This is a genomic window from Cupriavidus sp. TMH.W2 (genome assembly GCF_050847365.1).
Classification (GTDB): Bacteria; Pseudomonadota; Gammaproteobacteria; order Burkholderiales; family Burkholderiaceae; genus Cupriavidus.
Window position 1 is genome coordinate 786,194 of sequence record NZ_CP193792.1, and the last position, 26,384, is coordinate 812,577.

A 26,384-nucleotide genomic window follows, 5' to 3' on the forward strand; every position below is an offset into this window, starting at 1 on the left:
GTTCTTACAGCTACCGTACGACTAAGAAGGAATGCAGGCGGCCGGCGCAGGCTCAGACGCAGCGGCCGCCGTCCACTTCAATGCAGGTGCCGGTGATAAAGGCCGCTTCGTCCGAGGCCAGGTACAGGCAGGCGTTGGCCACGTCCTGCGGGGTCGACATGCGGCCCATCGGGATGGTGGCGAGGAACCTGGCGCGGTTCTCGGGCGTGTCGGGCATGCCCATGAACTCTTCCAGCAGGGCGGTCGCGCCGATCACCGGGTTGACGCAGTTGACGCGGATATTGTCCTTGCCGAGTTCCGCGGCCATGGCCTTGCTGGCGGTGATCACCGCGCCCTTGCTGCCGTTGTACCAGACCAGCCCCGGGCGCGGCCGGATGCCGGCGGTGGAGGCGATATTGACGAACACGCCGCCGCCGCGCTGGCGGAAGTGCGGAATAAAGGCGCGCGCCGACCAGTAGATGCTCTTGACGTTGACGGCGTAGACGCGGTCGAACTCTTCCTCGGTGACTTCAAGGATGGGCTTGTTGCGATGGGTGGTGCCGGCGTTGTTGACCACGATATGCACGTCGCCGAAGGTGGCCAGCGCGGCTTCGCGCATGGCCTCGGTGCCGGCTTCGCGCGAGACGTCGGCACGCACCGCGCGCGCACGGCCGCCTGCGTCGCGGATCGCGGCCGCGACGCGCTCGGCGGCCTCCTCGCGCAGGTCGGCCACCACCACGTTGGCGCCTTCGCGCGCAAAGGTGTGGGCAATGCCTTCGCCAAATCCGGAACCGCCGCCGGTGACGATCGCTACCTTGTCGGCCAGTCTCATCGCTTGTCTCCTGGTGTCGTGATTATGTTCTGTTGATCAGTGCTGCACGGGGGGCTAATGCGAGAACGGCCCCCGTCCGCGCAACGCGTTGGCGACCATCATCAGCGCCAGCAGGAAGGGTAGCGCCACATACAGGCACCAGTGCACGCGGTCGCCCACGACGTCGCCCCACTTGCGCTTGAAGACCTGCAGCCGCGGCATGCCGGACGGGTTGGTGGCGCGCTTGTTGCGGACATGCCAGGCCATCCAGAAAAAGAAGATGGCAAAGGCGACGGACAGAAAATTGATGTTACCCATGTCGAATGGCGATAGTTTTCAGTGTGGTGAATCCGTACAGGGCTTCGAAGCCCTTCTCGCGGCCATAGCCGGACTGGCCGGTGCCGCCGAATGGCAGCTCGACGCCGCCGCCGGCACCGTAGTTGTTGATAAAGACCTGGCCCGCGCGCAGCTTGTGCGCCAGGCGCAGCTGGCGCCCGCCGTCGCGGGTCCAGACCCCGGCGACCAGCCCGTAGGGCGTGCCGTTGGCCAGCGCGATGGCCTCGGCCTCGGTGTCGAAGGGCATGGCCGCCAGCAGCGGGCCGAACACTTCTTCCTGCGCCAGCCGGTGTGCCGGCGGTACGTCGCGGAACAGCATCGGCACCTGATAGTAGCCGGCCTCCGGCGCCTCGGCCACGATCTGGCCCTGCGCCATCACGGCCACGCCGGCATGCTGCGCGTCCGATACGAAGTCCCACACGCGCTGCTGCTGCTTGCGGCTGATCAGCGGGCCGCACTCCAGGTCCAGCTCGGACGGGCCCACGCGCAGCGACTCGAACACCGATGCCAGCCGGTCCAGCAGCATGTTGTAAACCGGGCGCTCCACCAGCAGGCGGCTGCCGGCCGAGCAGGTCTGGCCGGCATTCTGCACGATGCCGTTGACCACCACCGGCACCAGCGCATCCAGGTCGGCATCGGCAAAGACGACCTGCGGCGACTTGCCGCCCAGTTCCAGCGTGACCGGGACGTGGTTCTCGGCTGCCAGCTGGGCCACCAGCTTGCCGGTCTGGGGCGAGCCGGTGAACGAGATATGGTTGATGCCCGGGTGGCGCGCCAGCGCGGCGCCGGCTTCATGGCCGTAGCCGGTGATGATGTTGAGCGCACCTTCGGGCAGGCCGGCCTCGGCGGCGATCTCGGCCACGCGCAGCAGCGACAGGCAGGCGTCCTCGGCCGGCTTGACCACGCAGGCGTTGCCGGCGGCCAGCGCCGCGCCCACGCTGCGCCCGAAGATCTGCAGCGGGTAGTTCCACGGGATGATGTGGCCGGTCACGCCGTGCGGCTCGCGCACCGTCAGCACGGTGTAGGCGGGGTTGTAGGGAATGGTCTGGCCGTGCAGCTTGTCGACCGCGCCGGCGTAGAACTCGAAGTAGCGCGCCACCGCGCAGGCATCGGCGCGCGCCTGGCGCAGCGGCTTGCCGGTGTCGCGGGCCTCGAGCGCGGCCAGTTCGTCCTCGTGGCCGATCAGCGCCACGGCGACGCGGTTGAGCAGGCGCACCCGCTCGGCCGGGGCCATCTGGCCCCAGGCGCCTTCGGCGGCCTGGCGCGCCGCATGGACGGCGACATTGATATCGGTGGCGTTGCCGCGCGCGATCTCGGCGAACGGCTCGCCGTTGGAAGGATCGAACACCTTGATGCGCAGGCCGTTGTCGGGCGCGATCAGGCGGTTGGCGACGAAATGCTGGGCGTGCATGGGTGGCTCCGGGGCAGCAGGGTGCATCAGCAGGGCAGCACGGCGGCTGCGCTATTCAGTGACGGCTGAAGAATGCGCCATTATCGCCGACGCGCGCCAGCGTGCAATGCGCCGCGCCTGGCCCGCCTGTCAGCGTGCGGTCAGGCATGAGCCGCTATAATGCCCGCCATCCAACAACACACCGCAGGCATCTGGAGAACCGCATGAGCTTCAATCTCGTGTCCCCGGGCAAGGACATCCCCAACGATTTCAACGTCATCATCGAGATCTCGGCCCAGAGCGATCCGGTGAAGTACGAGGCAGACAAGGAAACCGGCCTGCTGTTCGTCGACCGCTTTATCGGCACCGGCATGCGCTATCCGGCCAACTACGGCTACATTCCGCAGACGCTGTCGGGCGACGGTGACCCGGTGGACGTGCTGGTGCTGTCGCCGTTCCCGATCCTGGCCGGCGCCGTGGTGCGCTGCCGTGCACTCGGCATGCTGAAGATGACCGACGAGTCGGGCGTGGACGCCAAGCTGGTCGCCGTGCCGCTGGACAAGCTGTCGCCGGCCACGGCCTACATGAAGGGCCTGTCGGATGTGCCGCAGAACATGCTGGACCAGATCAAGCACTTCTTTGAGCACTACAAGGCACTGGAAGCCGGCAAGTGGGTCAAGGTCGAAGGCTGGGCCGGCATCGAGGAAGCCCACAAGGAAATCACCGACGGCGTGGCCAACTACAAGAAGTAAGCTGAACCGCCGCTGAAGAAGCCCCGCTCCGGCGGGGTTTTTTGTTGGTGCGCGCTTGATGTACGCGAGCACCCGGGCAAGTGCCTTACGCTACGCTATGCGGGTGCTGACAAGAGGAGTCCCCATGAACCCCATCACCGAGATCCGGGCCTTGCCGCAGGTCCTGTCGCCGTCGCGCCGCTATGACCGGCTGGCGGTGTGCTTCCACTGGGCGGTGTTCCTGCTGGTGGCGCTGGCGTATGCCGCCATCGAATTGAAGGGCAACTTCGCCAAGGGCACGCCGCCGCGCGCGCTGGCCATGACGGTGCATGAATGGGCGGGCGCGCTGGTGCTGGTGCTGGCGGTGCCGCGCCTGCTGTGGCGCCTGGTGCGCGGGGCACCCGCGCCGGAGCCGGGCCCCCGCTGGATGCAGTGGGCCGGCGAGGCCATGCACTGGGTGCTGTACCTGTTCATCCTGGCCCAGCCGTTGCTGGGGCTGCTGGCGATGAACGCCGGCGGCCACCTGCTGGCACTGCCGTCGCTGGGGATAGAAGTGCCCGCGCTGGTCGCGGCCGACCCGGCGCTGAAGGACACCGTCAAGGACATCCACGAGACCCTGGGCACCGCCTTCTACCTGGTGATCGGGCTGCATGCGATGGCGTCGCTGTTCCACCACTACATGCTGGGCGACAACACGCTGCGGCGGATGTGGCGCTGAGCGCCGCGCCGCGTCCTCAGGCGCGGGCGAACGGGTTGCGTTCGCCCAGCTCATCCAGGTAGGCGTCGATGCCCTCGCGCTCGCGCTCCAGGAAGCGCTCCACGGCATCGGCAAAGGCGGGATGCGCCAGCCAGTGGGCCGAGCGCGTGGCCACCGGCAGGAAGCCGCGGGCCATCTTGTGCTCGCCCTGGGCGCCGCCTTCGAAGGTGCGGAGGCCTTGCTCGATGCAGAATTCCAGCGGCTGGTAGTACGCGGTCTCGAAGTGCAGGCAGGCGTGGTACTCCAGCGCGCCCCAGTAGCGTCCGTAGAGCGTGCTGACTCCGGGCGCGTCGTCATAGACTAGCAGTGAGCTGGCGATGGGCTGGCCGGCGCGCTCGGCGATCACCAGCAGCAGGTGCTGCGGCATGGCGGCGCCGATGCGCCGGAAGAAATCCAGGTTCAGGTAGGGCGTGGAATGGTGCTCGCGGTAGGTCTGGCGATAGCACCGGTTGAAGAACTTCCACGCGTCGTCGTCGATCTGCGTGCCGCGCAGGCGGCGGAAGGTAATGCCGGCCTGCGCGACCTGGCGGCGCTCGGCACGGATGTTCTTGCGCTTTTTCTGCGACAGCGTGGCCAGGAAGTCGTCAAAGCTGCCGTAGCCGTCGTTGGTCCAGTGGAACTGCACGCCGTGCCGCATCAGCATGCCGGCCTGCTGCATCAGGGCGGCTTCCGCCTCATCGGGGAACAGGATGTGCAGCGACGACATCTGGCTTTCGGCGGCCAGCGCCAGCGCCATTTGCAGCAGCAGGCGCCGCGCATCGGCGTCTTCGGCCAGCAGCCGCGCGCCGCGCACCGGCGTGAACGGAATCGCCGCCAGCCATTTGGGGTAGTACTCGAGCCCGTTGCGGGCATAGGCATCGGCCCAGGCCCAGTCGAACACGTACTCGCCATAGGAATGCGCCTTGGCGTAGAGCGGCATGGCGGCGGCCAGCCGTTCCGGGTGGCCGTCCGTGGCCGGCGCCCATAAGGTCAGGTAGCGCGGATTCCACCCGGTCTCGGCGCAGGCGCTGCCGCTGGCGTGCAGGGCGTGCAGGAAGGCATGCTTGAGGAAGGGCGTGGCGTCGGCGTGGCGCGCCACCAGGGCGTCCCAGGCGGCGGCATCGATCTCGCCCAGGTCGGAGACGATCCCGGTACGGTATTCCTGCGCAGGATTGCCCGCCGCCTTGCGCTTGTGCGGTGCCGGCTGGCGCGGGTCCTTGCCCTCGCCGGGCACGCATGATTCAGACTGCATGGCACCAGTTCCGTCTAGTTCGCGTCGGTGGATCGACCGAGTCTACCGGAAACGATGCGCGGTTGCTGCGCTGCGCGGCAGGGGCGGGGCGGGCGTCGTAAAATGGAGCATCCTCGTCAATAGTGCTGTTCCGGGCATCCACGGATGCGCGGGCGACCAGCTGCCTGCGGCATCTCTGCATGGTCAGCGCATGGTCCCAACACCAAGGCCCGACATGAAGAACCTGTTTTTCAACCTGTATTCCCACGGCTTTGCGCGTGTCGCGGTGGGCGTGCCAGTCTGCCGGGTGGCCGACCCGGCCTTCAACGCCAGCCAGACCATTGACCTGGCGACGCAGGCGGCCCAGAAGGGCGCCGTGCTGGTGGCGTTCCCGGAACTGGGGATCTCGGCCTATACCTGTGACGACCTGTTCCACCAGCGCGCGCTGCTGGACGCCTGCGAGGCGGCGCTGGCCACCATCGTCGAGGCCTCGCGCAAGCTGCCGGCCGCGCTGGTCGTCGGCATGCCGCTGCGGGTCGGGCACCAGTTGTTCAACTGCGCCGTGGTGGTGGCGCGCGGGCGCATCCAGGGCGTGGTGCCCAAGAGCTACCTGCCGAACTACTCGGAGTTCTATGAGGCGCGCCAGTTCAGCGCCGCCGACAATGCCGCGGCCGACGCCATCCAGCTGCTGGGCCAGGAGGTGCCGTTTGGCGCCGGGCTGCTGTTCGATATCGAAGACATCCCCGACTTCCGCTTCCACGCGGAAATCTGCGAAGACGTGTGGGTGCCGATCCCGCCGTCTTCGTTCGCGGCGCTGGCCGGGGCCACGGTGCTGGTCAACCTGTCGGCCTCGAATATCGTGGTCGGCAAGGCGGGCTACCGGCACCAGCTGGTTTCGCAGCAGTCGGCGCGGTGCCTGGCTGCCTACCTGTACACCTCGGCCGGCAAGGGCGAGTCCTCCACCGACCTGGCCTGGGACGGCCAGGCGCTGATCTGCGAGAACGGCGAACTGCTGGCGGAATCCGAGCGCTTTGCCGATACCTCGCACCTGCTCTGCGCCGATATCGACCTCGAGCGGCTGTCGCGCGAGCGCATGCACCAGGTGACCTTCGGCCACTCGGTGCGCCGGCACAAGGAAGAAGTGGGCAAGTTCCGCGTGGTGCGCTTCCCGCTCGACCTGACGCTGGAGAAGTCGCTGCCGCTGGCGCGCAACGTGGCGCGCTTCCCGTACGTGCCGGCCGATCCGCGCCAGCGCGACGAACGCTGCATGGAGGTCTACAACATCCAGGTGCAGGCACTGGTGCAGCGCCTGTCGGCCAGCAAGATCAGCAAGGTGGTGATCGGCGTCTCAGGCGGGCTGGATTCGACCCACGCGCTGCTGGTCTGCGCCAAGGCGATGGACCGCCTGGGCCTGCCGCGCGCCAATATCCTCGCCTACACCATGCCGGGCTTTGCCACCAGCGACCGCACCCTGCTGCAGGCGCGCCAGCTGATGCAGGTGGTGGGCTGCACCGCGACCGAGATCGATATCCGCCCGTCGTGCCTGGCCATGCTCAAGGACCTGGGGCACCCGTACGCCGCGGGCGAGAAGGTCTATGACGTGACCTTCGAGAACGTGCAGGCGGGCGAGCGCACCAACCACCTGTTCCGGCTGGCCAACTTCCACCACGCCATCGTGATCGGCACCGGCGACCTGAGCGAACTGGCGCTGGGCTGGTGCACCTATGGCGTGGGCGACCACATGTCGCACTACAACGTCAACGCCAGCGTGCCCAAGACGCTGATCTCGCACCTGGTGCGCTGGGTGGCCGAGACCGGGCAGGTAGGCGAGGGCGGCCCGGACGTGCTGCTGGCCGTGCTCGATACCGACATCAGCCCGGAGCTGGTCCCGGGCGACAGCAAGCACGGCCCCGAGCAGAAGACCGAGAGCACCATCGGCCCGTACGAGTTGCAGGACTTTAACCTCTACTACACGCTGCGCTTCGGCTTTGCGCCGTCCAAGGTCGCCTTCCTGGCGCTGCATGCCTGGGGCGACCGCGAGCACGGCGTCTGGCCCAACGGCCCGCATGTGGCGCGCAACCAGTACGGCTTGCCGGAGATCAAGCGCAACCTGGCAATCTTCCTGGACCGCTTCTTCCGCACCAGCCAGTTCAAGCGCTCATGCATTCCCAACGCGCCCAAGGTGGGCTCGGGCGGGTCGCTGTCGCCGCGCGGCGACTGGCGGGCACCGAGCGATTCGGAGTCGGTGGTGTGGCTGGCTGATCTGGAGAAAGTGCCGGCTTGAACGCAGGGCCGGTGTCGCCCCCGGCGCCTGGGTGGCGGCTTGTGCACAACTTCTCCAGCGGCTGTCCACAGGTTTATCCACAGGGCGCGAGCTTGTCCCGACGCGTGCTGTCCAACGCAACGGGCACGCCGGGAGCGGGGCAGGCGGAAATGCAAGCGGCCAAGGGCTGTTAAAATGCCAGCCGGAGAGCGCCGCGTCCGCGGCGTCGCGCCGCGAGGCGCGTGAACAAACGATAAACAGGGGCCAGTCATGAAGCAGATTACCGCCATCATCAAACCGTTCAAGCTCGACGAGGTGCGTGAAGCCCTGGCTGACGTCGGCGTGACCGGGCTGACGGTGACCGAGGTGAAGGGATTTGGCCGCCAGAAAGGGCATACCGAGCTCTACCGTGGCGCCGAGTACGTGGTCGACTTCCTGCCCAAGATCAAGATCGAAGTGGTGGTGGCCGAGAACCAGCTGGACACCGTGCTGGATGCCATCGTCAAGGCCGCCCACACTGGCAAGATCGGCGACGGCAAGATCTTCGTCACCGAGATCGAGCGCGTGATCCGCATCCGCACCGGCGAGCAGGACGAAGCCGCGGTCTGAGTCACCGGCCAGGACAGAAAATCGCCGCCTTGCAGGGCGGCGTTTTCATTGGTGGGCGGTATTCAGCTGGGCAGCTTCCACTCGTAGCGCACCGACACCAGCCGCATGGCGATGATCGCCAGCGCCCCGGTCAGCAGCGCCGCTTCCTGCTGCACCGCCAGCCAGGTCATGCCGACATAGATCCAGCAGCCGATGAAGGAGCAGGTGGCGTAGGGCGAGCGGTCGCGCAGGATCATCGGCACTTCATTGCACAGCACGTCGCGCACCACGCCGCCGAATACGGCCGAGATGATGCCCATCATCACCGCCACGGTGGGCGTCATCTGCGCCACCAGCGCCAGCGAGGTGCCGGTCACCGAGAACAGCCCCAGCCCGATAGCGTCCGCCACGATCATGGCCCGGTCCGAGGCCACGCGGCTGACCACGCGCAGCACGAACGACGCGCCGAACGACATCACGAAGATCAGCAGCACATAGCCTTCGTGGTCGACCCAGTAGAACGGGCGCCGGTCCAGCAGCACGTCGCGCACGGTGCCGCCGCCGAAGGCGGTGGCAAAGGCCACCACGAAGGTGCCGACCACGTCCAGGCGCTGCTTGCGCGCGTCGACCACGCCCGAGACCGCGAAGGCGAGCACGCCGATCACCTCCATGATGTGGAGGATCAGGGGCAGCCGCCCCATCAGCAATTCAAGCGGGAGATGCATCCGGGCGCGGGCGTCAGGTGCGCGGCTGGCGCAGCAGCACCATCAGCGCGCCGGCGCCGCCTTCGGCCTCGCGCGCCTGCACGAAGGCAAGCACTTCTTCCTTCTGCACCAGCCAGCTGCGCACCTTGCCCTTGAGCACCGGCAGCTTGTCGGGCGAGCCCAGGCCCTTGCCGTGGATCACGCGCACGCAGCGCACGCCATTGCGCACCGAGCGGCGCAGGAACTCGGCCAGCGCCTCGCGCGCCTCGTCGCTGCGCAGGCCGTGCAGGTCGACCTTGTCCTGCGGCACCCATTCGCCGCGGCGCAGCTTGCGGACCACGTCCATGCCGATGCCGGGCCGGCGGAAGGACAGCGTCTCGTCGGTTTCCAGCAGGCTTTCCACGTCGAAATCATCGGACAGCGAAGCCGCCAGCACCGCTTCGTCGTTGCGGCGCGACTGCACCGGCACGGGGGCCGGCTTGCTGGCGGGCAGCGGGGCGCGGTTGCGGTCGCGCAGCTGGCTGACCTGGCCCACGCTGGTGCGGAACACGTCGGCTTCCTCGCGTGCACGCTGGGCTGCCTGCTCGGCGGCGGCGCGCTCGGCCTCGCGGCGCTCGGTATCGGCCTTGAGGGTGTCGCGCAGCCTGGCAAGGTCATTCAGGCCGAAACGTTGGGGCGGTCGGTCGGGTTTGCGGGCGCCGTGCGTCATTGGAAATCTCCGGGGGCTCGGCGGGATTATATCCAGAGGGGCGCGGGGCGGACGGCGCGGAGCCTGGGTACTCCGATGACTTTCACTTGCTCATCGTCGTCCCCGCGAAGGCGGGGACCCAGCGACTTTATCCCCGAAGGGGACGTGAAGACGCTGGATTCCCGCCTTCGCGGGAATGACGTCGGGAACGGAAATCCCGATAGTCAAGTTGAAGGCCGGGGGCTCCTACTTCAGGGCTTCGACAAAGCGCTGGGCGTCCAGCGCGGCCATGCAGCCGGTGCCGGCGCTGGTGATGGCCTGGCGGTAGACATGGTCCTGCACGTCGCCGGCGGCGAACACGCCCGGCACGCTGGTGGCGGTGGCATCGCCCTGCAGGCCGGACTTGGTCACCAGGTAGCCGTTCTCCATGGCCAGCTGGCCGGTGAACAGGTCGGTGTTGGGCTTGTGGCCGATGGCGATGAACACGCCCGCCAGCTTCAGGTCTTCGGCCTGGCCGCTCTTGGCGCCGCGCACGCGGATGCCGGTCACGCCGGATTCGTCGCCCAGCACTTCGTCCAGCACGCTGTCGTAGCGGATCACGACGCGGCCTTCCTTCTCGCGCTGCAGCAGGCGGTCGACCAGGATCGGCTCGGCGCGGAAGCTGTCGCGGCGGTGGATCACGGTGACCTTGCTGGCGATATGCGACAGGTACAGCGCCTCTTCCACGGCGGTGTTGCCGCCGCCGACCACGGCCACTTCCTGGTTCTTGTAGAAGAAGCCGTCGCAGGTGGCGCAGGCCGACACGCCGCGGCCCATGAAGGACTCCTCCGACGGCAGGCCCAGGTACTGGGCCGAGGCGCCGGTGGCGATGATCAGCGCGTCGCAGGTGTATTCGCCGGCGTCGCCGGTCAGGCGGAAGGGGCGGGCCGGCTGGCCATTTTCATCGACCAGCCTGGCGGTGTGGATGTGATCGAAGATGATTTCGGTCTTGAATTCCTCGGCGTGCTCCAGCAGGCGCTGCATCAGCTCGGGACCCTGGACGCCCTTGGCATCGCCCGGCCAGTTCTCGACGTCCGTGGTGGTCATCAGCTGGCCGCCCTGTGCCAGGCCGGTGATCAGCACCGGTTCCAGGTTGGCGCGGGCCGCGTAGACCGCAGCGGTATAGCCGGCGGGACCAGAACCGAGAATCAGCACTTTTGCGTGTTTTGCCATGATGCGTTCCTGTGGCCGGTGCGGCATGCTGCCCACCGGCTATTGCTCGAAAGCGACATTATAAGAGGAGCGGCATTTGCTCACTGTTGCAAATTCCAATGGGTGCGATAGTCTCGGGCCACGTTAAAATGGCCGCCACGATGACCGTCAGTCACCCGGTGAGTGACTACTGACTGCGCGCGCCATCGGCCCGAAACGCATCCGGAATCACCCTAAACGCGAGTCTTAACCAGGCATGGCCCGAGCTACCACGACCACCCGCACCGACCCCTCAGCCTTGCCATCCCGCATCGGCAAACTGCTGGGCGAGGTCCGCTGGTTCCTGTTGCTGGCCGTCACGCTGGGCTTCCTGTGCGTGCTGGCCAGCTACAGCAAGACCGATCCCGGCTGGTCGCATGCCAACCAGGTGGCCGATATCCACAACCTGGGCGGCCGCGTCGGCGCCTGGGTGGCCGATGTGCTGTTCTTTATCTTCGGCTTCTCCGCCTACTGGCTGGCGGTGCTGCTGGTGCGCCGCTGCTGGCGCGGCTGGCGCGCGCTGACCGCCGAGCTGCCCGAGCGCGCGGACCACAGCCTGCACCGGCAGGGCGTCACCGTCAGCTGGATCGGCTTCGGGCTGACCCTGTTCTCCAGCATGGGGCTGGAGGCGATCCGCATGTACCCGCTGCGCGCCGCGCTGCCGCGCGCCCCGGGCGGGGTGCTGGGCGACCTGCTCGGCGGCTGGCTGCAGGTGGCGCTGGGCTTCACCGGCGCGACCCTGCTGCTGTTGCTGCTGCTGGCGATCGGCTTGTCGCTGTTCTTCCATTTCTCGTGGCTGACCGTGGCCGAGCAGATCGGCGGCTTTGTCGAGACCCTGTTCCTGGGCTTCAAGGCCCGCCGCGAGAGCAAGCAGGACCGCATCATCGGCGAGGCCGCCAAGGTCGAGCGCAAGGAAACCGTCGAGGTGCAGCGCGTGCGCATCGAAGAGGCGGCGCCGGTGCAGATCGTGCGTCCGCAGGCGGTGCCCAAGCATGAGCGCGTCGAGCGCGAGAAGCAGCAACCGCTGTTTGCCGACATCCAGGACTCGGACCTGCCGCCGCTGTCGCTGCTGGATCCGATCCCGGCGCACCAGGAAACCGTCAGCGCCGAGACCCTGGAGTTCACCTCGCGCCTGATCGAGAAGAAACTCAAGGACTTCGGCGTCGAGGTCAAGGTGGTGGCGGCCTACCCGGGCCCGGTCATCACCCGGTATGAGATCGAGCCCGCCACGGGCGTCAAGGGCAGCCAGGTGGTTAACCTGGCGCGCGACCTGGCGCGTTCGCTGTCGCTGGTGTCGATCCGCGTGGTCGAGACCATCCCGGGCAAGAACTACATGGGGCTGGAGCTGCCCAACCCGAAGCGCCAGACCGTGCGCCTGTCGGAAATCCTCGGTTCGCAGGTCTACAACGAAAGCGCGTCCAGCCTGACCATGGCGCTGGGCAAGGACATCGCCGGCAAGCCGATGGTGGCCGACCTGGCCCGCATGCCGCACTGCATGGTGGCCGGCACCACCGGCTCGGGCAAGTCGGTGGGCATCAACGCGATGATCCTGTCGCTGCTGTACAAGGCCAAGGCCGAGAGCGTGCGCCTGATCCTGATCGACCCGAAGATGCTTGAAATGAGCGTCTACGAGGGCATCCCGCACCTGCTGTGCCCGGTGGTGACCGACATGCGCCAGGCCGGCAATGCGCTGAACTGGGCGGTCGGGGAGATGGAGCGCCGCTACAAGCTGATGAGCAAGCTGGGCGTGCGCAACCTGGCCGGCTACAACAAGAAGATCGACGAGGCCGCGGCCCGCGAAGAGAAGATCCCCAACCCGTTCAGCCTGACCCCGGACGCACCGGAGCCGCTGGACCGGCTGCCCACCATCGTCATCGTCATCGACGAGCTGGCCGACCTGATGATGGTGGTCGGCAAGAAGGTGGAAGAACTGATCGCCCGCATCGCGCAGAAGGCGCGCGCGGCCGGCCTGCACCTGGTGCTGGCCACGCAGCGCCCGTCGGTGGACGTGATCACCGGCCTGATCAAGGCCAACGTGCCGACCCGGATCGCGTTCCAGGTCAGCAGCAAGATCGACTCGCGCACCATTCTCGACCAGCAGGGCGCCGAAGCGCTGCTGGGCATGGGCGACATGCTCTACCTGGCGCCGGGCACCGGCCTGCCGGTGCGCGTGCACGGCGCCTTTGTCTCGGACGAGGAAGTCCACCGCGTGGTGCAAAAACTCAAGGAGTCGGGCGAGGCCAACTACATCGAGGGCATCCTGGAAGGCGGCCTGACCGATGACGCCGGCGGCGACGGGTTTGGCGGCGGCGCGGGCATCGGCGGTGGCGGCGGCGAAGCCGATCCGCTGTACGACCAGGCGGTCGAGGTGGTGCTGAAGAACCGGCGCGCGTCGATCTCGCTGGTGCAGCGCCATCTGCGCATCGGCTACAACCGCGCCGCGCGGCTGCTCGAAGACATGGAGAAGGCCGGGATGGTCTCGGCCATGTCGGGCAACGGCAACCGCGACATCCTGGTGCAGGGTGGAGGCGCCGCGCGGGAAGATGACTGAGCGCCGCGCGCGCGGCAATCACCGTAATATCTGGTTACCCGACATCGCGCGGCAAACGGAATCCCCGGGCGGCCGCCGGCTCTAAAAGGACAGGTTGCCCGTATCGGCGCCGGCAAACTGCCTGGCGCGATACGGCGGCAGCACCTTACAACAACCAGGACCCGAACCATGCGAAACCGCCTCCTTGTGTCGGCTTGCGCCGCGCTGGCGATGTTTGCCCTCCAGGCGCCGGCCCATGCCGCCGCCACCGACCAGCTGCAGAGCTTCGTCTCCGGCGTGAAGAGCGCGCGTGGCGAATTCACGCAGCGCCAGGTCAAGGGCCAGGGCGCCGACATCAAGGTGACCGGCACGTCCAGCGGCACCTTCGTGTTCTCGCGCCCGGGCAAGTTCACCTGGCGCTATACCAAGCCCTACGACCAGTTGCTGCAGGCCGACGGCCAGACCCTGTACATCTACGACAAGGACCTGAACCAGGTCACCGAGCGCAAGCTCGATGGCGCGCTCGGTTCCAGCCCGGCGGCGATCCTGTTCGGCAGCAATGACCTGGAAAAGAACTTCGTCGTGAAGAACGGGCCGACGCGCGACGGCGTGGAGTGGCTGGAGCTGACGCCCAAGGCCAGGGACACGCAGTTCGAACGCATCGGCATCGGCTTCAAGGCCGGCAACCTGGAAGCGATGGAGTTGCGCGACGCGTTTGGCAACACCACGCTGCTGACCTTCACGGGCATGCAGAAGAACCCGCCGCTGGCGGCCGATGCATTCCGGTTCACGGTGCCCAAGGGCGCCGATGTGATGAAGCAATGAGGCCCGCCATGAACGATCCGCACGCAGTTCCGGCAGTCACCCTCCGTTCGCGCCGCAGTCCGGGCGCGGTGCTGCTGGCCGGTGCCGGCGCGTTGCTGGTGGCGGCATGCGCCAGCGTTGGCGGCGGTGCCAGCAAGTTCGATGTCGATTCCTTCCTGCGCGCGTCGGACTCGGCGTTGCCCGAAGTCCTTGGCAACGTGGCCTTCCTCAAGGCCACGCGCCTGCCGGCCAACGATTGCGCGGTGATGCTGCAATCGGCCAGCACCGGCGTGCTGGAAGACCTGCCGCCGAGCAGCAGTGCGCGCGGCCCGGCCTGGCTACTGCATCCGAAGGACCAGCCTGGCCAGGTGTGGCTGGTGGTAAGCGAAGCAGGCGGCGAACGCACCTGTCACGGCCCGTTGCCGGCCGATGCGATGAAGACACTGACCGACCGGGCCAAGAGCTGAGGAGAACCCCATGACAGTGATGCGAGCCATCTTCCGTTGCGCCCAATACGCCGCCGCGATGGCTGCGCATGGCGCCTGGGCGAGCGCGACGGCCAGCAGTTCCCCGGCACCATGGACTACAACCCGCAGCGCCGCACGCTCGGCGTCAAGGCCGGCAAGGTGGTCTGGGTGCGCCGCGGCTGATCATGCGTCCATCTCCCCCGCGTTGATCTGTCAAAAGCAGTCAATATGACGGAAATGTAATTTGACTGCCGGAACAAGAATCAATATTGTTTGCCGCTGACCGGAATCCAATCACCGGGCGGCTTCGGAGTCCCCGGTGGCTGCCCAAACCATGCTGGGGAGCCATCCGCGTGAAGACCACTATCCGAACCTTGCTGCCGCGCGCCGCGGCGCTGGCCCTGCTGACCCTGCCGCTGGCCGCCGCTGCGCAGGAGAAGGTGCTCAACCTCTACACCGCGCGGCATTACCAGACCGACGAGGCGCTGTACGCCAACTTCACCAAAGCCACCGGTATCAGGATCAACCGCATCGAAGGCCAGGAAGACCCGCTGCTGGAGCGCATCCGCAACGAAGGCGCCAACAGCCCGGCGGACGTGTTCATCACGGTGGATATCGGCCGCCTGTGGCGCGCCCAGCAGGCCGGCGTGTTCGCGCCAGTAAAGTCGAAGGTGCTGGAGTCGCGCATCCCGGCCAACTACCGCGATCCCGGTGGCGAGTGGTTCGGCTTCTCGGCGCGCGGCCGCGTGATCGCCTACAACAAGACCGCGGTCAAGGCCGGCGATATCGCCAGCTATGAAGACCTGGCCGATCCCAAATGGAAGGGCAAGGTCTGCACGCGTTCCAGCGGCCATGTCTACAACCTGTCGCTGGTCTCCAGCCTGATCGCCCATGACGGCGAGGCGCGTGCCGAGCAATGGGCGCGCGGCGTGGCCGCCAACCTGGCGCGCGTGCCCAAGGGCGGCGACACCGACCAGCTCAAGGCGGTTGCCGCCGGCGAGTGCGACGTGGCCATCGCCAACACCTACTACATCGCGCGCGTGCTGAAGTCGACCAAGCCGGAAGACAAGGCCGTGGCCGACAAGCTGGGCGTGCTGTGGCCCAACCAGTCGAGCCAGGGCGTGCATATGAACGTCTCGGGCGGCGGCATGCTCAGGCACGCGCCCAACAAGGAAGCGGCGGTCAAGTTCCTGGAGTACCTGGCCAGCGACGAGGCGCAGCGCTACTTTGCCGACGGCAATAACGAGTGGCCGGTGGTGCAGGGCGTGAAGGTCAGCAACCCGGCGCTGGAAGCGCTGGGCACGTTCAAGGCCGACAGCATCAATGTGGCAGAACTGGGCAAGTACCAGCCGCAGGCACAGAAGCTGGTGGACCGCGCGGGCTTCAAGTAAGTCCGGGGCGTTTTGCCTGCTGCTGGTTTGCTCCCCTCTCCCGCGTGCGGGAGAGGGGCAGGGGGTGAGGGCAGGCACTGGCATACCACCAGCCGTACTTCGTAGAGACTCCCGCCCTCACCCCAACCCTCTCCCGCAAGCGGGAGAGGGAGCAAACAAGCGATCGTTGATGCGTCAGCAGCCAGACGTTCCTGTCATCATCCCTGTCACAGCAGGAACCGCTTGTTCCCCGTCACCTGGATCGGCTCGACCTTGCGGAACGTCAGCTTCACGCTGCTGTTGAGCCGACGCCCGGCCTGGCGCCGCACCAGCGCCCGGTGCAGCATGCCCTTGTGGCCGACCGTGCCTTCGGCATAGGGCTGGTCCGAGGTCCCGCCCAGCGCCATCGCGGCCAGCGCCTGGTTGCGCTGCGCCGCACTCTTTTCCAGCAGCTTGTCCAATGCCGTGCGCGCGCGCACCTGCGCGGCAAGCGCGGTATCGCCGGGGTTGGCGCGGGCGCGCTCGGCGTCCCACGGCAGCCGCGCCTTGCCGGCCAGGCGGCGCAGCGCGGCGCGCAGTTCGGCGCCATCCATGCCGGTTTCCTGCACGATCCAGACCGCATCATGGCGTACCACCGCTTCGGCATCGGCCATGCGGCGCACCAGCGCCGGCTGCAGTTCGGGCGATGAGAACTGGCGCGCGCGGCGGATGGCATTGAGCGCGATGCGGCGTACCTGGGGATTGGCGTGATCGAACAGATCGGCGATGACGCGCGCGGCGGTGTCGGCCGAATCGATCATCTCGGCGAACTGCCCGGCCAGCGAGACTTCTTCCACGCCGCTCAGCTTGTTGCGGCTCAGCCGGTTCAACTTGAACAGCAGGATGTGATATCGCAGCATAGGTTCTTGCGCGGCAGGCATGCCGCGGGTCGCTCCCGGGCGAGTGCCGGGCCATAAGAGGCTATCGGCGCGGGGAGGCGCGACTTTAGGGCAGGGAAGGCGGGGCGCTCAACGCTGCGCTTCGCGCCGGATTGTGCGCGACAGCAGGATCACCGGCAGCAGGCCGACGGCCACGATCACCAGCGAGGCGGTGGCGGCCTCGGTCAGGCGCTCGTCGGCGGCGAGGTTGTAGGCCTGCACGGCGAGCGTGTCGAAGTTGAACGGGCGCATCACGAAGGTGGCCGGCAGTTCCTTCATCACATCGACAAAGACGATCAGCGCCGCGGTCAGCAGGCTGCCGCGCAGCATCGGGAAATGCACGCGCCGCAGCGTGGCGCCGGGGCCGTGGCCCAGGCTGCGCGCGGCGGCGTCCATGCTGGGCGTGATCTTGCCCAGCCCGGCATTGACCGTCTGCAGCGCCACGCCCAGGAAGCGCACCAGCAGCGCATAGACCAGCGCGGCAATGCCGCCGGTCAGCAGCAGCCCCACCGACACCCCAAACTGCTGCTGCAGCCAGGCCGACAGCGCGTTGTCCAGCCGTGCCACCGGCACCAGCACGCCCACGGCGATGACCGAGCCCGGCAGCGCATAGCCCATGCCGCACAGCCGCGTCAGGCCGCGCATCAGCCAGCTGCGCTTGCCGTTGATCGCGCGCGCGGCGTAGCCCACTGCCAGCGCGACCGCCACCGCGGCCAGCGCGGTGGCGCTGGCCAGCAGGAAGCTGTTGCGCACCAGCCCGACAAAGCGCGGGCCGAACTGCGCATCGCCGTCGGTAAGGGCCATGCGGCACAGCATCAGCGCGGGAACCAGGAAGCCCAGCAGCACCGGCACCAGGCACACCGCCAGCGCCAGCCAGCCGCGCGCGCCCCCCAGCGTCCAGGCCACGGCGCGGCGCTGGTTGCCGTAGACCTGCGCGCGGCCGCGGCTGGCGCGCTCCATCAGCAGGATGGCGGCGACAAACAGCAGCATGCACGCCGACAGCTGTGCCGCGGCGTTCTTGTCGCCCAGCGAAAACCACGCGCGGTAGATGCCGGTGGAGAAGGTCGGGATGGCAAAGTAGGCCACGGTGCCGAAGTCGGCCAGCGTTTCCATCATCGCCAGCGCGGTGCCGGCGACGATGCCGGGGCGCGCCAGCGGCAGCACCACGCGCCAGAGCCGGCTCCAGGTGCCGTGGCCGAGCAGGCGCGCGGCCTCCAGCGTGTTCTGGGTCTGCAGCAGGAAGGCGGCGCGCGCGGTCAGGTAGACGTACGGGTACAGCACCAGCGAGAACAGCGCGATGGCGCCGCCGAGCGAGCGGATCTCGGGGAACCAGTATTCCCGCGCCTTCCAGCCGGTCAGCGCGCGCAGCCAGCCCTGCACCGGGCCGGCGAACTGCAGCGCGTCGGTGTAGGCGTAGGCGATCACGTAGGCGGGCATCGCCATCGGCAGCACCAGCGCCCATTCCATCACGGTATGGCCCGGGAAGCGGTAAGTCGATACGAGCCAGGCGGTGGTCACGCCCAGCAGCAGCACCCCCGTGGCAACACCGCACAGCAGCCAGACGGTATTGAGCACGTACTCCGCCAGCACCGTGTCGATCAGGTGGCGCCAGGTCTCGCCGGCCGGCAGCAGCACCGCCGAGGCGATCACCAGCACCGGCACGGCGATCAGCAGCGCCATCGCCAGGGTGGCCAGGGTCAGGGGATGGAAGCGGCGGCTGGACAGGAGCATGCGTCGGAGGGGGGAAGTGCGGCGTGGGCGGAAATGCCGCGCGCAGCGTGCGGGCTGCCGCATTCTAGCAATGGTGGGCATGCGCGCAGCCTGAAAGGCAATCCTGCAGTGCGGTCGCGTCCTTATAATGCGCAAATGCGAACCGATTCCTATTCACGCTTGCCCGGGGCCCAGGCCCGCAGTCGGCCTGTGTCCCGCGCAGGCGCCATCGACTGCCCTGGCGCCGCCGCCGTCATCGAGGTGGACCATATCTGTCACGCCTTTGGCCGCCATGCGGTGGTCAAGGGGCTGTCGTTCTCGGTGGCGCGCGGCAATATCGCCTGCCTGCTCGGCCCCAGCGGCTGCGGCAAGACCACGGTGCTGCGGGCCATTGCCGGTTTCGAGCCGATGCAGGACGGCCGCATCGTGCTGGACGGGCAGACCGTGTCGTCGTCGGGCGCGCTGCTGGCGCCTGAGCAGCGCCGCATCGGCATGGTGTTCCAGGACTACGCGCTGTTCCCGCACCTCGATGTGGCGGCCAACGTGGGCTTTGGCCTGACGCGTGCCAGCCGGGCCGAGCGCGCGGCGCGCGTGGACGAGGTGCTGCAACTGGTGGGCCTGGACGGCGCGGGCGGCAAGTATCCGCATGAGCTGTCCGGCGGCCAGCAGCAGCGCGTGGCGCTGGCGCGTGCACTGGCACCGCGCCCGGAGTTGCTGCTGCTGGACGAGCCCTTCTCCAACCTCGACGTCGACCTGCGCGAACGCCTGAGCCTGGAGGTGCGCGCGATCCTGAAGGCGCAGGGCACCACCGCCATCCTGGTCACGCACGACCAGTACGAAGCCTTTGCCATGGCCGACGAGATCGGCGTGATGCACGACGGCGTGATCGAGCAGTGGGGCAGTGCGCATGACCTTTACCACCGGCCGGCATCGCGCTTTGTCGCGGGCTTTATCGGGCAGGGCGTGCTGATGGCGGGGCGGCTGCGCGGATCGGCGGAGATCGAGCTGGAACTGGGTCTGCTGCGCTCGTCCGTGCCGCTCACTCTCCCGGCGGGGGCGGCCGTCGACGTGCTGGTGCGCCCCGACGACATCATCCACGACGATGCCAGCCCGATGCGCGCCGAGGTAGTCCACAAGGCCTTTCGCGGCGCCGGGATCCTGTACACGCTGCGCCTGGCCAGCGGCGGCCGCGTGCTGGCGCTGGTGCCGTCCCACCACAACCATGCCGTGGGCGAGCACATCGGCATCCGCGTCGGGATCGAGGACGTGGTGGCGTTTGCCGCCTAGCCGCCCGCAAGGGCAGGGCGCCGATGGTCTACACTGTGGCGTTCTGCATTTTGCGCATTGACAGGGTTTGACTACCGTGGCGGACACGCTGTTTTCCGATACTCCAGACCGTTCCCGGCAACCGCTCGCCGAGCGCCTGCGCCCGCGCACCATCGACGAAGTGATCGGCCAGCAGCACCTGCTGGGCGCCGGCAAGCCGCTGCGCGTGGCGTTCGAATCCGGCGAGCCGCATTCGATGATCCTGTGGGGGCCGCCGGGCGTGGGCAAGACCACGCTGGCGCGACTGATGGCCAATGCCTTCGACGCCGAGTTCATCGCGCTGTCGGCAGTGCTGTCGGGCGTCAAGGACATTCGCGAGGCGGTCGAGCGCGCCGAGCAGTTCCGCGCCCATGGCCGGCGCACGCTGGTGTTCGTCGACGAGGTGCATCGCTTCAACAAGAGCCAGCAGGATGCCTTCCTGCCGCACGTGGAAAGCGGGCTCTTCACCTTTATCGGCGCCACCACCGAGAACCCGTCGTTCGAAGTCAACGGCGCCTTGCTGTCGCGCGCGGCGGTCTACGTGCTCAAGAGCCTGGACGATGCCGAGCTGACCCAGCTCGCGCTGCGCGCCAGCGAAGAACTGGGCGGGGTGACATGGCAGGACGAGGCGCTGCAGCTGATCGTGGCCTCCGCCGATGGCGACGGGCGCAAGCTGCTGAACAATATCGAGATCGTGGCGCGCGCGGCGCGCACCGCCGGCGCCGCGCAGATCGATACTGCGCTGCTGGGCAGTGCGCTGTCGGAGAACCTGCGCCGCTTCGACAAGGGCGGCGACGCCTTCTACGACCAGATCAGCGCGCTGCACAAGTCCGTGCGCGGTTCGGACCCGGACGCGGCGCTGTACTGGTTCTGCCGCATGATCGACGGCGGCGCCGATCCGCGCTACCTGGCGCGGCGCATCGTGCGCATGGCGTGGGAGGATATCGGCCTGGCCGATCCGCGTGCCGCCCGCATCACGCTGGACGCGGCCGAGACCTATGAGCGCCTTGGCTCGCCCGAGGGCGAACTGGCGCTGGGCCAGGCGCTGGTCTACCTGGCCGTGGCGCCGAAGTCCAATGCCGGCTACAACGCCTACAACGCGGCGCGCGCCTTCGTCGCCAAGGACAAGTCGCGCGCGGTGCCGGTGCACCTGCGCAATGCGCCGACCAGGCTGATGAAGGAGCTTGGCTACGGCCACGCCTACCGCTACGCGCACGACGAGCCGGAGGCCTATGCCGCCGGTGAGCACTACTTCCCGGACGACCTGAAGGCCCAGGGCTGGTACCAGCCGGTGCCGCGCGGGCTGGAGGGCAAGATCGCTGAAAAGCTGCGCCACCTGCGCGAGCTGGACGCCGCCTGGCACCGCGAGCAGCGCACGCCCAGGGGCAAGGACGGCGGCAAGGGCGGGGAGTAAGCCCCGGGGGCGAGCCGCATCGCGCCCTGTTCGCGCCGGACGGGGCCGGTGCAGTAAAATGGCGGGTCCGCCGGCATGTCGCTGGCCCTGCACTTCACCTTAGCAACATGCTCGACATCCAGCTGTTCCGCAAAGACATCGACGCCGTGGCGCAACGCCTTGCCACGCGCGGCTATCAACTCGACGTGGCGGCGTTCCAGGCACTTGAGGCCGAACGCAAGCAACTGCAGACCCAGACCGAGGAGCTGCAGGCCCGCCGCAACAGCCTGTCCAAGCAGATCGGCATGCTCAAGGGCAAGGGCGAGGACGCCTCGGCCGTGATGGCCGAAGTGGGCGGCATCGGCGACACGCTCAAGGCCTCGGCCGCGCGGCTGGACGAGATCCAGGCGCACTTGTCGGAACTGATGCTGTCGATCCCCAACCTGCCGCACGAAAGCGTGCCGGTGGGCAACGACGAAACCCAGAACGTCGAGGTGCGTCGCGTGGGCACGCCGCGCCAGTTCGATTTCGAGGTGCGCGACCACGTCGACGTTGGCGAGAAGCTGGGCCTGGACTTCGACACCGCGGTCAAGGTGACCGGTTCGCGCTTCTCGATGCTGCGCGGCGGCATGGCGCGCATGAACCGCGCGCTGGTGCAGCTGATGCTCGACACCCATACGCAGGAACACGGCTACACCGAGATGTACGTGCCGTACATGGTCAACGCCGCCTCGATGCGCGGCACCGGCCAGCTGCCCAAGTTCGAGGAAGACCTGTTCAAGGTGCCGCGCAAGGTGGGCAGCGAGGACGGCGAGCGCATCGAGAACTTCTACCTGATCCCCACCGCCGAGGTGCCGCTGACCAATATCGTGCGCGACGCCATCGTCGCGGGCGAGAAGCTGCCGCTGCGCTTTGTCGCGCATACGCCGTGCTTCCGCTCGGAAGCCGGCTCGTACGGCAAGGACACGCGCGGCATGATCCGCCAGCACCAGTTCGACAAGGTCGAGCTGGTGCACGTGGTGCCGGCCGGGCAATCGTTCGACGCGCTCGAGGAACTGACCGGCCACGCCGAGGCGATCCTGAAGAAGCTGGAGCTGCCGTTCCGCACCATCGTGCTGTGCACCGGCGACATGGGCTTCGGCAGCACCAAGACCTACGACCTGGAAGTGTGGATCCCCGCGCAGAACACCTACCGCGAAATCAGCTCGTGCTCGAACATGGGCGACTTCCAGGCGCGCCGCATGCAGGCGCGCATGCGCACGGGGCAGGGCAAGCCGGAGCTGGTGCACACCCTCAACGGCTCCGGCCTGGCCGTGGGCCGCACGCTGGTGGCAATCCTTGAGAACTACCAGAACGCCGACGGCTCGGTCACGGTGCCGGCCGCGCTGCAGCCGTACATGGGCGGCATCACCCGCCTCGAGCCGGAGCTGTAAAAAACAGCGGCCAGCCTCTTGCATCGGCTGGTCGGGTATGGCTATAATCTTGGTTTCGCCACACGGCAACAAGTTACCGGAGAGGTGGCAGAGTGGTCGAATGTACCTGACTCGAAATCAGGCGTACCGGCGACGGTACCGTGGGTTCGAATCCCACCCTCTCCGCCATAACAAAAAGCTGTCGGAATCGACCACCGGCAGGCAACAACAGTGTAGTAAGACTCAGGCCGACGCCCACGAAAGTGCGCGTCGGTTTTGTTTTTTCCGCGTCCGGTTTTCGCGCGACGGGCATGCGCCGCAGCGCTCACGCCGGTGCCGGCCGCACGGGCGGGTGCACTATCATGGCGATCCGCAACGCAGGATGCCGCACCATGACACAGCCACCCGCCAGCCAACCCGCCGCACCGGTCTTCCACGGCGATCCGGCCGAACTGCCGGCCGACCCCAACCTGATCGCCGGCATGCCGTACCGGCACTACAAGGGGGGCGCCTACACGGCGGTCGGAATCGGCCGCTTCGAGGCCGATCTTGCACCGGTGGTGGTCTATCGTGCGATGCGCGACCCGTCCTTGCTATGGGTGCGCCGCGCCGATGTGTTCACCGAACCGGTGGCCACACCGCAGGGCGAGGTGCCGCGCTTTGCGCCCGACTGGCCCGCCGCGCTGGCGTGCCTGGACTTCCTGCCGCGCCAGGCGGCGCTGGCGGTGCTGGCGCTGCACGACACGCCTTACCGGCACTACCACGACCGCCGCCATATCCTGGAGATGTTCGATGCCGCCCACGCGCGCGGTATTGCGCTGGACCGCGCGCAGGCGCTGGCGGTGCTGTGCCACGACGCGGTCTATGTGGCGGGGTCCGGGTACAATGAAGCGGCATCGGCGGCACTGATCGAAACGGTGGCACCCGCCGAGGAGCGCGCGGTGCTGGACCGTGCCGCGCGGATCGTGCTCGACACGCAGGGTCATCGCCCCAGCATTGCCGGCGCGGAAACCGTGCTCGATCTCGACCTGCTCCGGCTGGCCGCGCCGCCGGACGTGTTCGATGCGTACAGCCTGGACGTGTTCGCCGAGAACCGTGCCTTGCTGGCCGCGCGCACGGGCTTGCAGGGGGAGGCGCTGCAAGCCGAATTCATGCGCCGCCGCGCGGCCTTCCTGCACAAGCTGGCGCAGCGCCCGCAACTTTTTCTGACCGGCGCCTTCGCCGACTGTGAGGCATCGGCCCGCGCCAATATCGCCCGCATCGCCGGCGCGGCGGGGATGGCCGGTGACTAACGTGCCGGCGCCGAAGGACTCGGTGGCGTCGCGCCTTCCGGTGTCTGCGGCAGGCGCGACACCAGCAGCTGGTCGATCTTGTGATGGTCGATGTCCAGCACTTCGAAGCGATAGCCCGCCACGGTGATCGACTCCGATTTCTTCGGGATGCGCTTGAGCGCGTAGATCACCAGCCCGGCGGCGGTGTCGACATAGTCCTCGCCGGGCAGGGTATCGAGTTCCAGCGCCTTCTTCAGGTCCACCAGCGGCGTGAGGCCGTCGACCAGCCAGGAGCTGTCGTCGCGCCGCACGATCTGCTCGTCCTCGCTGGAATAGAGGATGTCGCCCATCAGCGCGCCGACGATATCGTCCAGCGTGACGATGCCCACCACCAGCCCGTACTCGTTCATCACCACGGCAAAATTCTGGTGCATCTCGCGGAAGCGCGTCAGCGACTCGGACAGGGTCAGCGTGTCGGGGATCACCAGCACGTTCTTGTCGTGGTGGCGGGCGATATTGCCGATCGCGGCGGCGCTTTCGTCGGCCAGCAGCAGCTGCAGGATGACCTTGGAATCGATATAGCCCTGCACGTCGTCCAGGTCGTGCCCGCACACCGGGTATTGCGCATGCGGCTGGTTGACCAGCTTGCGGCGCATGCTGTCGGCGGGTTCGTCGAGACTCAGGTAGACCACGTCGTCGCGCGGCGTCATGATCGCGGTAATGCTCTTGAACTCGAGCTCGAACACATTCTCGATCAGGTGGATCTCGTGCTTGTGCAGCACCCCGGCCTCGGCGCCGGCATCGACCATCGCGGCGATGTCTTCGGTGGTGATCTGATCGACCGGCTTGGTCGGCAGCCGCAGCAGCCGCAAGATCGCATCGGCGGCGGCGTTGAAGATCCAGACCAGCGGCTTGAGCACGCGCAGCAGCGTCAGCATCGGGTCGATCACGGCCAGCGCGCATGGCTCAGGGAAGGTCATGGCGATGCGCTTGGGGATCAGGTCGGCAAACTGGATGAACAGCAGCGTCACGATCAGGAACGAGCCGATATTGGCGGCGCGCTGCGCATGGACCACCTGCATATAGGGCGACAGCGTCTCCAGCAGCAGGTCCGACACATGCTTCTCGCCCAGGATACCGGCCAGGATGGCCACGCTGTTGACCCCGATCTGCACGATCGTGAAGAAATTCCCGGGTTCTTCCTTGAGCCTGAGCACGCGCGTGGCGCGGCCGTCGCCGCGCTCCGACAGGACTTGCAGCTTGGTGCGGCGGGCAGCCGTCAGCGCGATCTCGGAGATCGAAAAAAAGGCGCTGACAAGGACGAGGAGGAGCAGGGTCAGGACGAACATGGGCGGTTTTGCTCTGACGGGTTGTGCCCGCAGGCGGTTTGATGATGGTTCACGGCGCGCGCGGCTGTCAATCGGTCACTCGCGGCCTCTGGCTGGCGCGGCGTCAAAGCCGATCGTCGGCGCTTCCAGCCGCTGCGGCAGCGTTGCCGCCAGTGCTTCGGCGGCCAGCGCAAACTGGGTGCGCAGGTCGTCGGCCAGGCTGGAGCCGGCGCGGTGGCTGGCACGCAGCATCTGGATCTCGAACGGCAGCGCCGGCGCCACGTCATGCAGCGCGACGCGCTCCGCGCCGGCGCTGAGCGCGGTGTACTGGTCCAGCAGCGTCATGCCCAGCCCCGCGTCGACCAGCGCCAGCGCCAGCGAGTAGGTCTGCACCTCCAGCGTCGAGCGCGGCTCCAGCGCGTGCCGGGCCAGGGTCTGGCGCACCAGCAGGCCGAGCGAGCTGTTGTCGTCATAGCCGATGAACGGGCGCTCCATCAGCTTCTGCATCGGCACCGCGCGGCGGCGCGCCCCGGCGGGCAGCGGCTGGCTGCGCGGCACTGCCAGCAGCATGCGGCCGCTGGCCACCGGCTCGCTGGAGATGGCCTCGTGGCCGGGCGGCGCAAAGGCGAAGCCCAGGTCGATCTGGTTGGCCAGCAGCGCGCCGACGATCTCGTCGGTATGGTGGGTCAGCACCTGCACCTGCGTGTCCGGGTGGCGCGCGCAGAAGCGCCGCACTGCCGGCACCAGCAGCGGATTGGCCAGGCTCGGGGTGGCGGCCACGCGCAGGCGGCCGGCGCCCTTGTGGCGCAGGCTTTCCGAGACCCGGCGCACGCGTTCGATCTCGCCATATAGCCTTTCGACATCGCCATACAGCGCATTGGCCTCGGGCGTGGCCTGCAGCCGGCCGCGCACCCGTTCGAACAGGCGGAAGCCGAGCGAGGCCTCGGCATGCTGCAGCACGCGCGTGACCACCGGCTGCGACACATGCAGCAGGCGCGCGGCCTCGCTGACGGTGCCGGTCAGCATCACGGCGCGGAAGACCTCGATCTGGCGCAAACGCATGGAATCTCGGGCAAGCGGAGAGGGCGGGGCAGGCATCCATAGCCTGATGACATATTCTGGCACGTATTCGCATTGGGCAAGCCGCCGCCGCTGCACTACTCTCTGCCAGGTCGATGGCAGCAGAGGAA

At 67.8% G+C, this 26,384-nt stretch carries 24 protein-coding genes and 1 tRNA gene; 14 read left to right on the forward strand and 11 right to left on the reverse strand.

All coding sequences use genetic code 11. From position 1 onward, the window contains the following. Positions 1–52: 52 nt before the first annotated feature. Genes ACREYQ_RS03665 through ACREYQ_RS03675 form a run of 3 tightly spaced genes read right to left on the reverse strand, consistent with a single transcriptional unit; the run spans position 53 to position 2,537 of the window. Positions 53–811 carry an SDR family oxidoreductase gene (locus ACREYQ_RS03665; protein WP_432259440.1) on the reverse strand — a complete coding sequence of 253 codons (759 nt, stop codon included), beginning with the start codon at positions 809–811 and terminating at the stop codon, positions 53–55. A 54-nt stretch (positions 812–865) separates the two neighbouring features. After that, positions 866–1,108, reverse strand: a complete 243-nt coding sequence (locus ACREYQ_RS03670; RefSeq protein WP_010813008.1) for a hypothetical protein — start codon at positions 1,106–1,108, stop codon at positions 866–868. Then, positions 1,101–2,537, reverse strand: coding sequence for an aldehyde dehydrogenase family protein (locus tag ACREYQ_RS03675; RefSeq protein WP_432259441.1), 1,437 nt, complete (start codon positions 2,535–2,537; stop codon positions 1,101–1,103). Before ACREYQ_RS03675 ends, ACREYQ_RS03670 begins: the two co-directional genes overlap by 8 nt. A 203-nt stretch (positions 2,538–2,740) precedes the next feature. Here ACREYQ_RS03675 and ppa point away from each other — a divergent pair, with 203 nt between their 5' ends. Then, positions 2,741–3,268 carry an inorganic diphosphatase gene (gene ppa / locus ACREYQ_RS03680; protein ID WP_115214961.1) on the forward strand — a complete coding sequence of 176 codons (528 nt, stop codon included), beginning with the start codon at positions 2,741–2,743 and terminating at the stop codon, positions 3,266–3,268. A 124-nt stretch (positions 3,269–3,392) separates the two neighbouring features. After that, positions 3,393–3,965 carry a cytochrome b gene (locus tag ACREYQ_RS03685; RefSeq protein WP_432259442.1) on the forward strand — a complete coding sequence of 191 codons (573 nt, stop codon included), beginning with the start codon at positions 3,393–3,395 and terminating at the stop codon, positions 3,963–3,965. Positions 3,966–3,981: 16 nt separating this feature from the next. Here the strand turns inward: ACREYQ_RS03685 and ACREYQ_RS03690 are convergent, their stop codons facing one another. Further along, on the reverse strand, positions 3,982–5,235 hold the full coding sequence (locus ACREYQ_RS03690) for a GNAT family N-acetyltransferase (protein ID WP_432259443.1): 1,254 nt from the start codon (positions 5,233–5,235) through the stop codon (positions 3,982–3,984). Positions 5,236–5,449: 214 nt separating this feature from the next. Between ACREYQ_RS03690 and ACREYQ_RS03695 the strand changes: the two genes are divergently transcribed. Together ACREYQ_RS03695 and glnK are read left to right on the forward strand one after the other, a co-directional pair. Further along, positions 5,450–7,498, forward strand: a complete 2,049-nt coding sequence (locus ACREYQ_RS03695; RefSeq protein WP_432259444.1) for an NAD(+) synthase — start codon at positions 5,450–5,452, stop codon at positions 7,496–7,498. 249 nt (positions 7,499–7,747) lie between these two features. Continuing rightward, the gene (gene glnK / locus ACREYQ_RS03700; RefSeq protein ID WP_006162803.1) at positions 7,748–8,086 is read left to right on the forward strand and encodes a P-II family nitrogen regulator; all 339 of its coding nucleotides are present in this window, start codon (positions 7,748–7,750) and stop codon (positions 8,084–8,086) included. Positions 8,087–8,148: 62 nt separating this feature from the next. Here glnK and ACREYQ_RS03705 read toward each other — a convergent pair whose 3' ends face one another. From ACREYQ_RS03705 to trxB, 3 genes are all read right to left on the reverse strand, one after another. After that, entirely contained in the window at positions 8,149–8,790 is a 642-nt protein-coding gene (locus ACREYQ_RS03705; RefSeq protein WP_432259445.1) for a trimeric intracellular cation channel family protein, read from the reverse strand. A gap of 13 nt (positions 8,791–8,803) precedes the next feature. Next, complete coding sequence (locus ACREYQ_RS03710) at positions 8,804–9,478, reverse strand: Smr/MutS family protein (protein ID WP_432259446.1); 675 nt, start codon at positions 9,476–9,478, stop codon at positions 8,804–8,806. A 225-nt stretch (positions 9,479–9,703) separates the two neighbouring features. Then, a complete protein-coding gene (gene trxB, locus ACREYQ_RS03715; RefSeq protein WP_432259447.1) occupies positions 9,704–10,669 on the reverse strand; it encodes a thioredoxin-disulfide reductase in 966 nt (321 codons plus the stop codon). Between the two features lie 235 nt (positions 10,670–10,904). Between trxB and ACREYQ_RS03720 the strand changes: the two genes are divergently transcribed. The 5 genes from ACREYQ_RS03720 to ACREYQ_RS03740 all read left to right on the forward strand — a co-directional run bounded on the left by ACREYQ_RS03720 (position 10,905) and on the right by ACREYQ_RS03740 (position 15,879). Then, positions 10,905–13,238, forward strand: a complete 2,334-nt coding sequence (locus tag ACREYQ_RS03720; protein WP_432259448.1) for a DNA translocase FtsK — start codon at positions 10,905–10,907, stop codon at positions 13,236–13,238. A gap of 168 nt (positions 13,239–13,406) precedes the next feature. Next, positions 13,407–14,042 carry an outer membrane lipoprotein chaperone LolA gene (lolA, locus tag ACREYQ_RS03725; protein ID WP_432259449.1) on the forward strand — a complete coding sequence of 212 codons (636 nt, stop codon included), beginning with the start codon at positions 13,407–13,409 and terminating at the stop codon, positions 14,040–14,042. 8 nt (positions 14,043–14,050) lie between these two features. After that, positions 14,051–14,488, forward strand: coding sequence for a hypothetical protein (locus tag ACREYQ_RS03730; RefSeq protein ID WP_432259450.1), 438 nt, complete (start codon positions 14,051–14,053; stop codon positions 14,486–14,488). A 36-nt stretch (positions 14,489–14,524) separates the two neighbouring features. Further along, the gene (locus ACREYQ_RS03735) at positions 14,525–14,671 is read left to right on the forward strand and encodes a hypothetical protein (protein WP_432260451.1); all 147 of its coding nucleotides are present in this window, start codon (positions 14,525–14,527) and stop codon (positions 14,669–14,671) included. 170 nt (positions 14,672–14,841) lie between these two features. Further along, a complete protein-coding gene (locus ACREYQ_RS03740; RefSeq protein WP_432259451.1) occupies positions 14,842–15,879 on the forward strand; it encodes a Fe(3+) ABC transporter substrate-binding protein in 1,038 nt (345 codons plus the stop codon). Positions 15,880–16,085: 206 nt separating this feature from the next. On the opposite strand, the gene ACREYQ_RS03745 is transcribed toward ACREYQ_RS03740, so the two are convergent. Together ACREYQ_RS03745 and ACREYQ_RS03750 are read right to left on the reverse strand one after the other, a co-directional pair. Further along, positions 16,086–16,757: a hypothetical protein gene (locus ACREYQ_RS03745; protein WP_432259452.1), complete on the reverse strand. Its 672-nt coding sequence runs from the start codon at positions 16,755–16,757 to the stop codon at positions 16,086–16,088. A gap of 108 nt (positions 16,758–16,865) precedes the next feature. Continuing rightward, positions 16,866–18,506, reverse strand: a complete 1,641-nt coding sequence (locus ACREYQ_RS03750) for an ABC transporter permease (protein ID WP_432259453.1) — start codon at positions 18,504–18,506, stop codon at positions 16,866–16,868. 135 nt (positions 18,507–18,641) lie between these two features. Between ACREYQ_RS03750 and ACREYQ_RS03755 the strand changes: the two genes are divergently transcribed. The 5 genes from ACREYQ_RS03755 to ACREYQ_RS03775 all read left to right on the forward strand — a co-directional run bounded on the left by ACREYQ_RS03755 (position 18,642) and on the right by ACREYQ_RS03775 (position 23,887). After that, positions 18,642–19,772, forward strand: a complete 1,131-nt coding sequence (locus ACREYQ_RS03755) for an ABC transporter ATP-binding protein (RefSeq protein ID WP_432259454.1) — start codon at positions 18,642–18,644, stop codon at positions 19,770–19,772. 76 nt (positions 19,773–19,848) lie between these two features. Then, positions 19,849–21,204, forward strand: a complete 1,356-nt coding sequence (locus ACREYQ_RS03760; protein ID WP_432260353.1) for a replication-associated recombination protein A — start codon at positions 19,849–19,851, stop codon at positions 21,202–21,204. A 107-nt stretch (positions 21,205–21,311) separates the two neighbouring features. Further along, entirely contained in the window at positions 21,312–22,616 is a 1,305-nt protein-coding gene (gene serS, locus ACREYQ_RS03765; RefSeq protein WP_432259455.1) for a serine--tRNA ligase, read from the forward strand. Positions 22,617–22,694: 78 nt separating this feature from the next. Then, positions 22,695–22,784 (forward strand) — tRNA-Ser (locus tag ACREYQ_RS03770). A gap of 173 nt (positions 22,785–22,957) precedes the next feature. Further along, on the forward strand, positions 22,958–23,887 hold the full coding sequence (locus ACREYQ_RS03775; protein ID WP_432259456.1) for a DUF1653 domain-containing protein: 930 nt from the start codon (positions 22,958–22,960) through the stop codon (positions 23,885–23,887). On the opposite strand, the gene ACREYQ_RS03780 is transcribed toward ACREYQ_RS03775, so the two are convergent. Both ACREYQ_RS03780 and ACREYQ_RS03785 read right to left on the reverse strand, forming a co-directional pair. Beyond that, positions 23,884–25,215 (reverse strand): hemolysin family protein, encoded by a 1,332-nt coding sequence (locus tag ACREYQ_RS03780; protein WP_432259457.1) that lies wholly within the window; start codon positions 25,213–25,215, stop codon positions 23,884–23,886. The two genes, ACREYQ_RS03775 and ACREYQ_RS03780, sit on opposite strands and share 4 nt — an antisense overlap. Before the next feature lie 75 nt (positions 25,216–25,290). Beyond that, entirely contained in the window at positions 25,291–26,256 is a 966-nt protein-coding gene (locus tag ACREYQ_RS03785; protein WP_432259458.1) for a LysR family transcriptional regulator, read from the reverse strand. Positions 26,257–26,384: the final 128 nt, after the last annotated feature.

Excerpts from the sequence above, each read along its gene's own strand:
- ACREYQ_RS03665 (WP_432259440.1), bottom strand. The coding sequence starts at position 811 with ATGAGACTGGCCGACAAGGTAGCGATCGTCACCGGCGGCGGTTCCGGA.
- ACREYQ_RS03670 (WP_010813008.1), bottom strand. The coding sequence starts at position 1,108 with ATGGGTAACATCAATTTTCTGTCCGTCGCCTTTGCCATCTTCTTTTTC.
- ACREYQ_RS03675 (WP_432259441.1), bottom strand. The coding sequence starts at position 2,537 with ATGCACGCCCAGCATTTCGTCGCCAACCGCCTGATCGCGCCCGACAAC.
- ppa (WP_115214961.1), top strand. The coding sequence starts at position 2,741 with ATGAGCTTCAATCTCGTGTCCCCGGGCAAGGACATCCCCAACGATTTC.
- ACREYQ_RS03685 (WP_432259442.1), top strand. The coding sequence starts at position 3,393 with ATGAACCCCATCACCGAGATCCGGGCCTTGCCGCAGGTCCTGTCGCCG.
- ACREYQ_RS03690 (WP_432259443.1), bottom strand. The coding sequence starts at position 5,235 with ATGCAGTCTGAATCATGCGTGCCCGGCGAGGGCAAGGACCCGCGCCAG.
- ACREYQ_RS03695 (WP_432259444.1), top strand. The coding sequence starts at position 5,450 with ATGAAGAACCTGTTTTTCAACCTGTATTCCCACGGCTTTGCGCGTGTC.
- glnK (WP_006162803.1), top strand. The coding sequence starts at position 7,748 with ATGAAGCAGATTACCGCCATCATCAAACCGTTCAAGCTCGACGAGGTG.
- ACREYQ_RS03705 (WP_432259445.1), bottom strand. The coding sequence starts at position 8,790 with ATGCATCTCCCGCTTGAATTGCTGATGGGGCGGCTGCCCCTGATCCTC.
- ACREYQ_RS03710 (WP_432259446.1), bottom strand. The coding sequence starts at position 9,478 with ATGACGCACGGCGCCCGCAAACCCGACCGACCGCCCCAACGTTTCGGC.
- trxB (WP_432259447.1), bottom strand. The coding sequence starts at position 10,669 with ATGGCAAAACACGCAAAAGTGCTGATTCTCGGTTCTGGTCCCGCCGGC.
- ACREYQ_RS03720 (WP_432259448.1), top strand. The coding sequence starts at position 10,905 with ATGGCCCGAGCTACCACGACCACCCGCACCGACCCCTCAGCCTTGCCA.
- lolA (WP_432259449.1), top strand. The coding sequence starts at position 13,407 with ATGCGAAACCGCCTCCTTGTGTCGGCTTGCGCCGCGCTGGCGATGTTT.
- ACREYQ_RS03730 (WP_432259450.1), top strand. The coding sequence starts at position 14,051 with ATGAACGATCCGCACGCAGTTCCGGCAGTCACCCTCCGTTCGCGCCGC.
- ACREYQ_RS03745 (WP_432259452.1), bottom strand. The coding sequence starts at position 16,757 with ATGCTGCGATATCACATCCTGCTGTTCAAGTTGAACCGGCTGAGCCGC.
- ACREYQ_RS03750 (WP_432259453.1), bottom strand. The coding sequence starts at position 18,506 with ATGCTCCTGTCCAGCCGCCGCTTCCATCCCCTGACCCTGGCCACCCTG.
- ACREYQ_RS03755 (WP_432259454.1), top strand. The coding sequence starts at position 18,642 with ATGCGAACCGATTCCTATTCACGCTTGCCCGGGGCCCAGGCCCGCAGT.
- serS (WP_432259455.1), top strand. The coding sequence starts at position 21,312 with ATGCTCGACATCCAGCTGTTCCGCAAAGACATCGACGCCGTGGCGCAA.
- ACREYQ_RS03775 (WP_432259456.1), top strand. The coding sequence starts at position 22,958 with ATGGCGATCCGCAACGCAGGATGCCGCACCATGACACAGCCACCCGCC.
- ACREYQ_RS03780 (WP_432259457.1), bottom strand. The coding sequence starts at position 25,215 with ATGTTCGTCCTGACCCTGCTCCTCCTCGTCCTTGTCAGCGCCTTTTTT.
- ACREYQ_RS03785 (WP_432259458.1), bottom strand. The coding sequence starts at position 26,256 with ATGCGTTTGCGCCAGATCGAGGTCTTCCGCGCCGTGATGCTGACCGGC.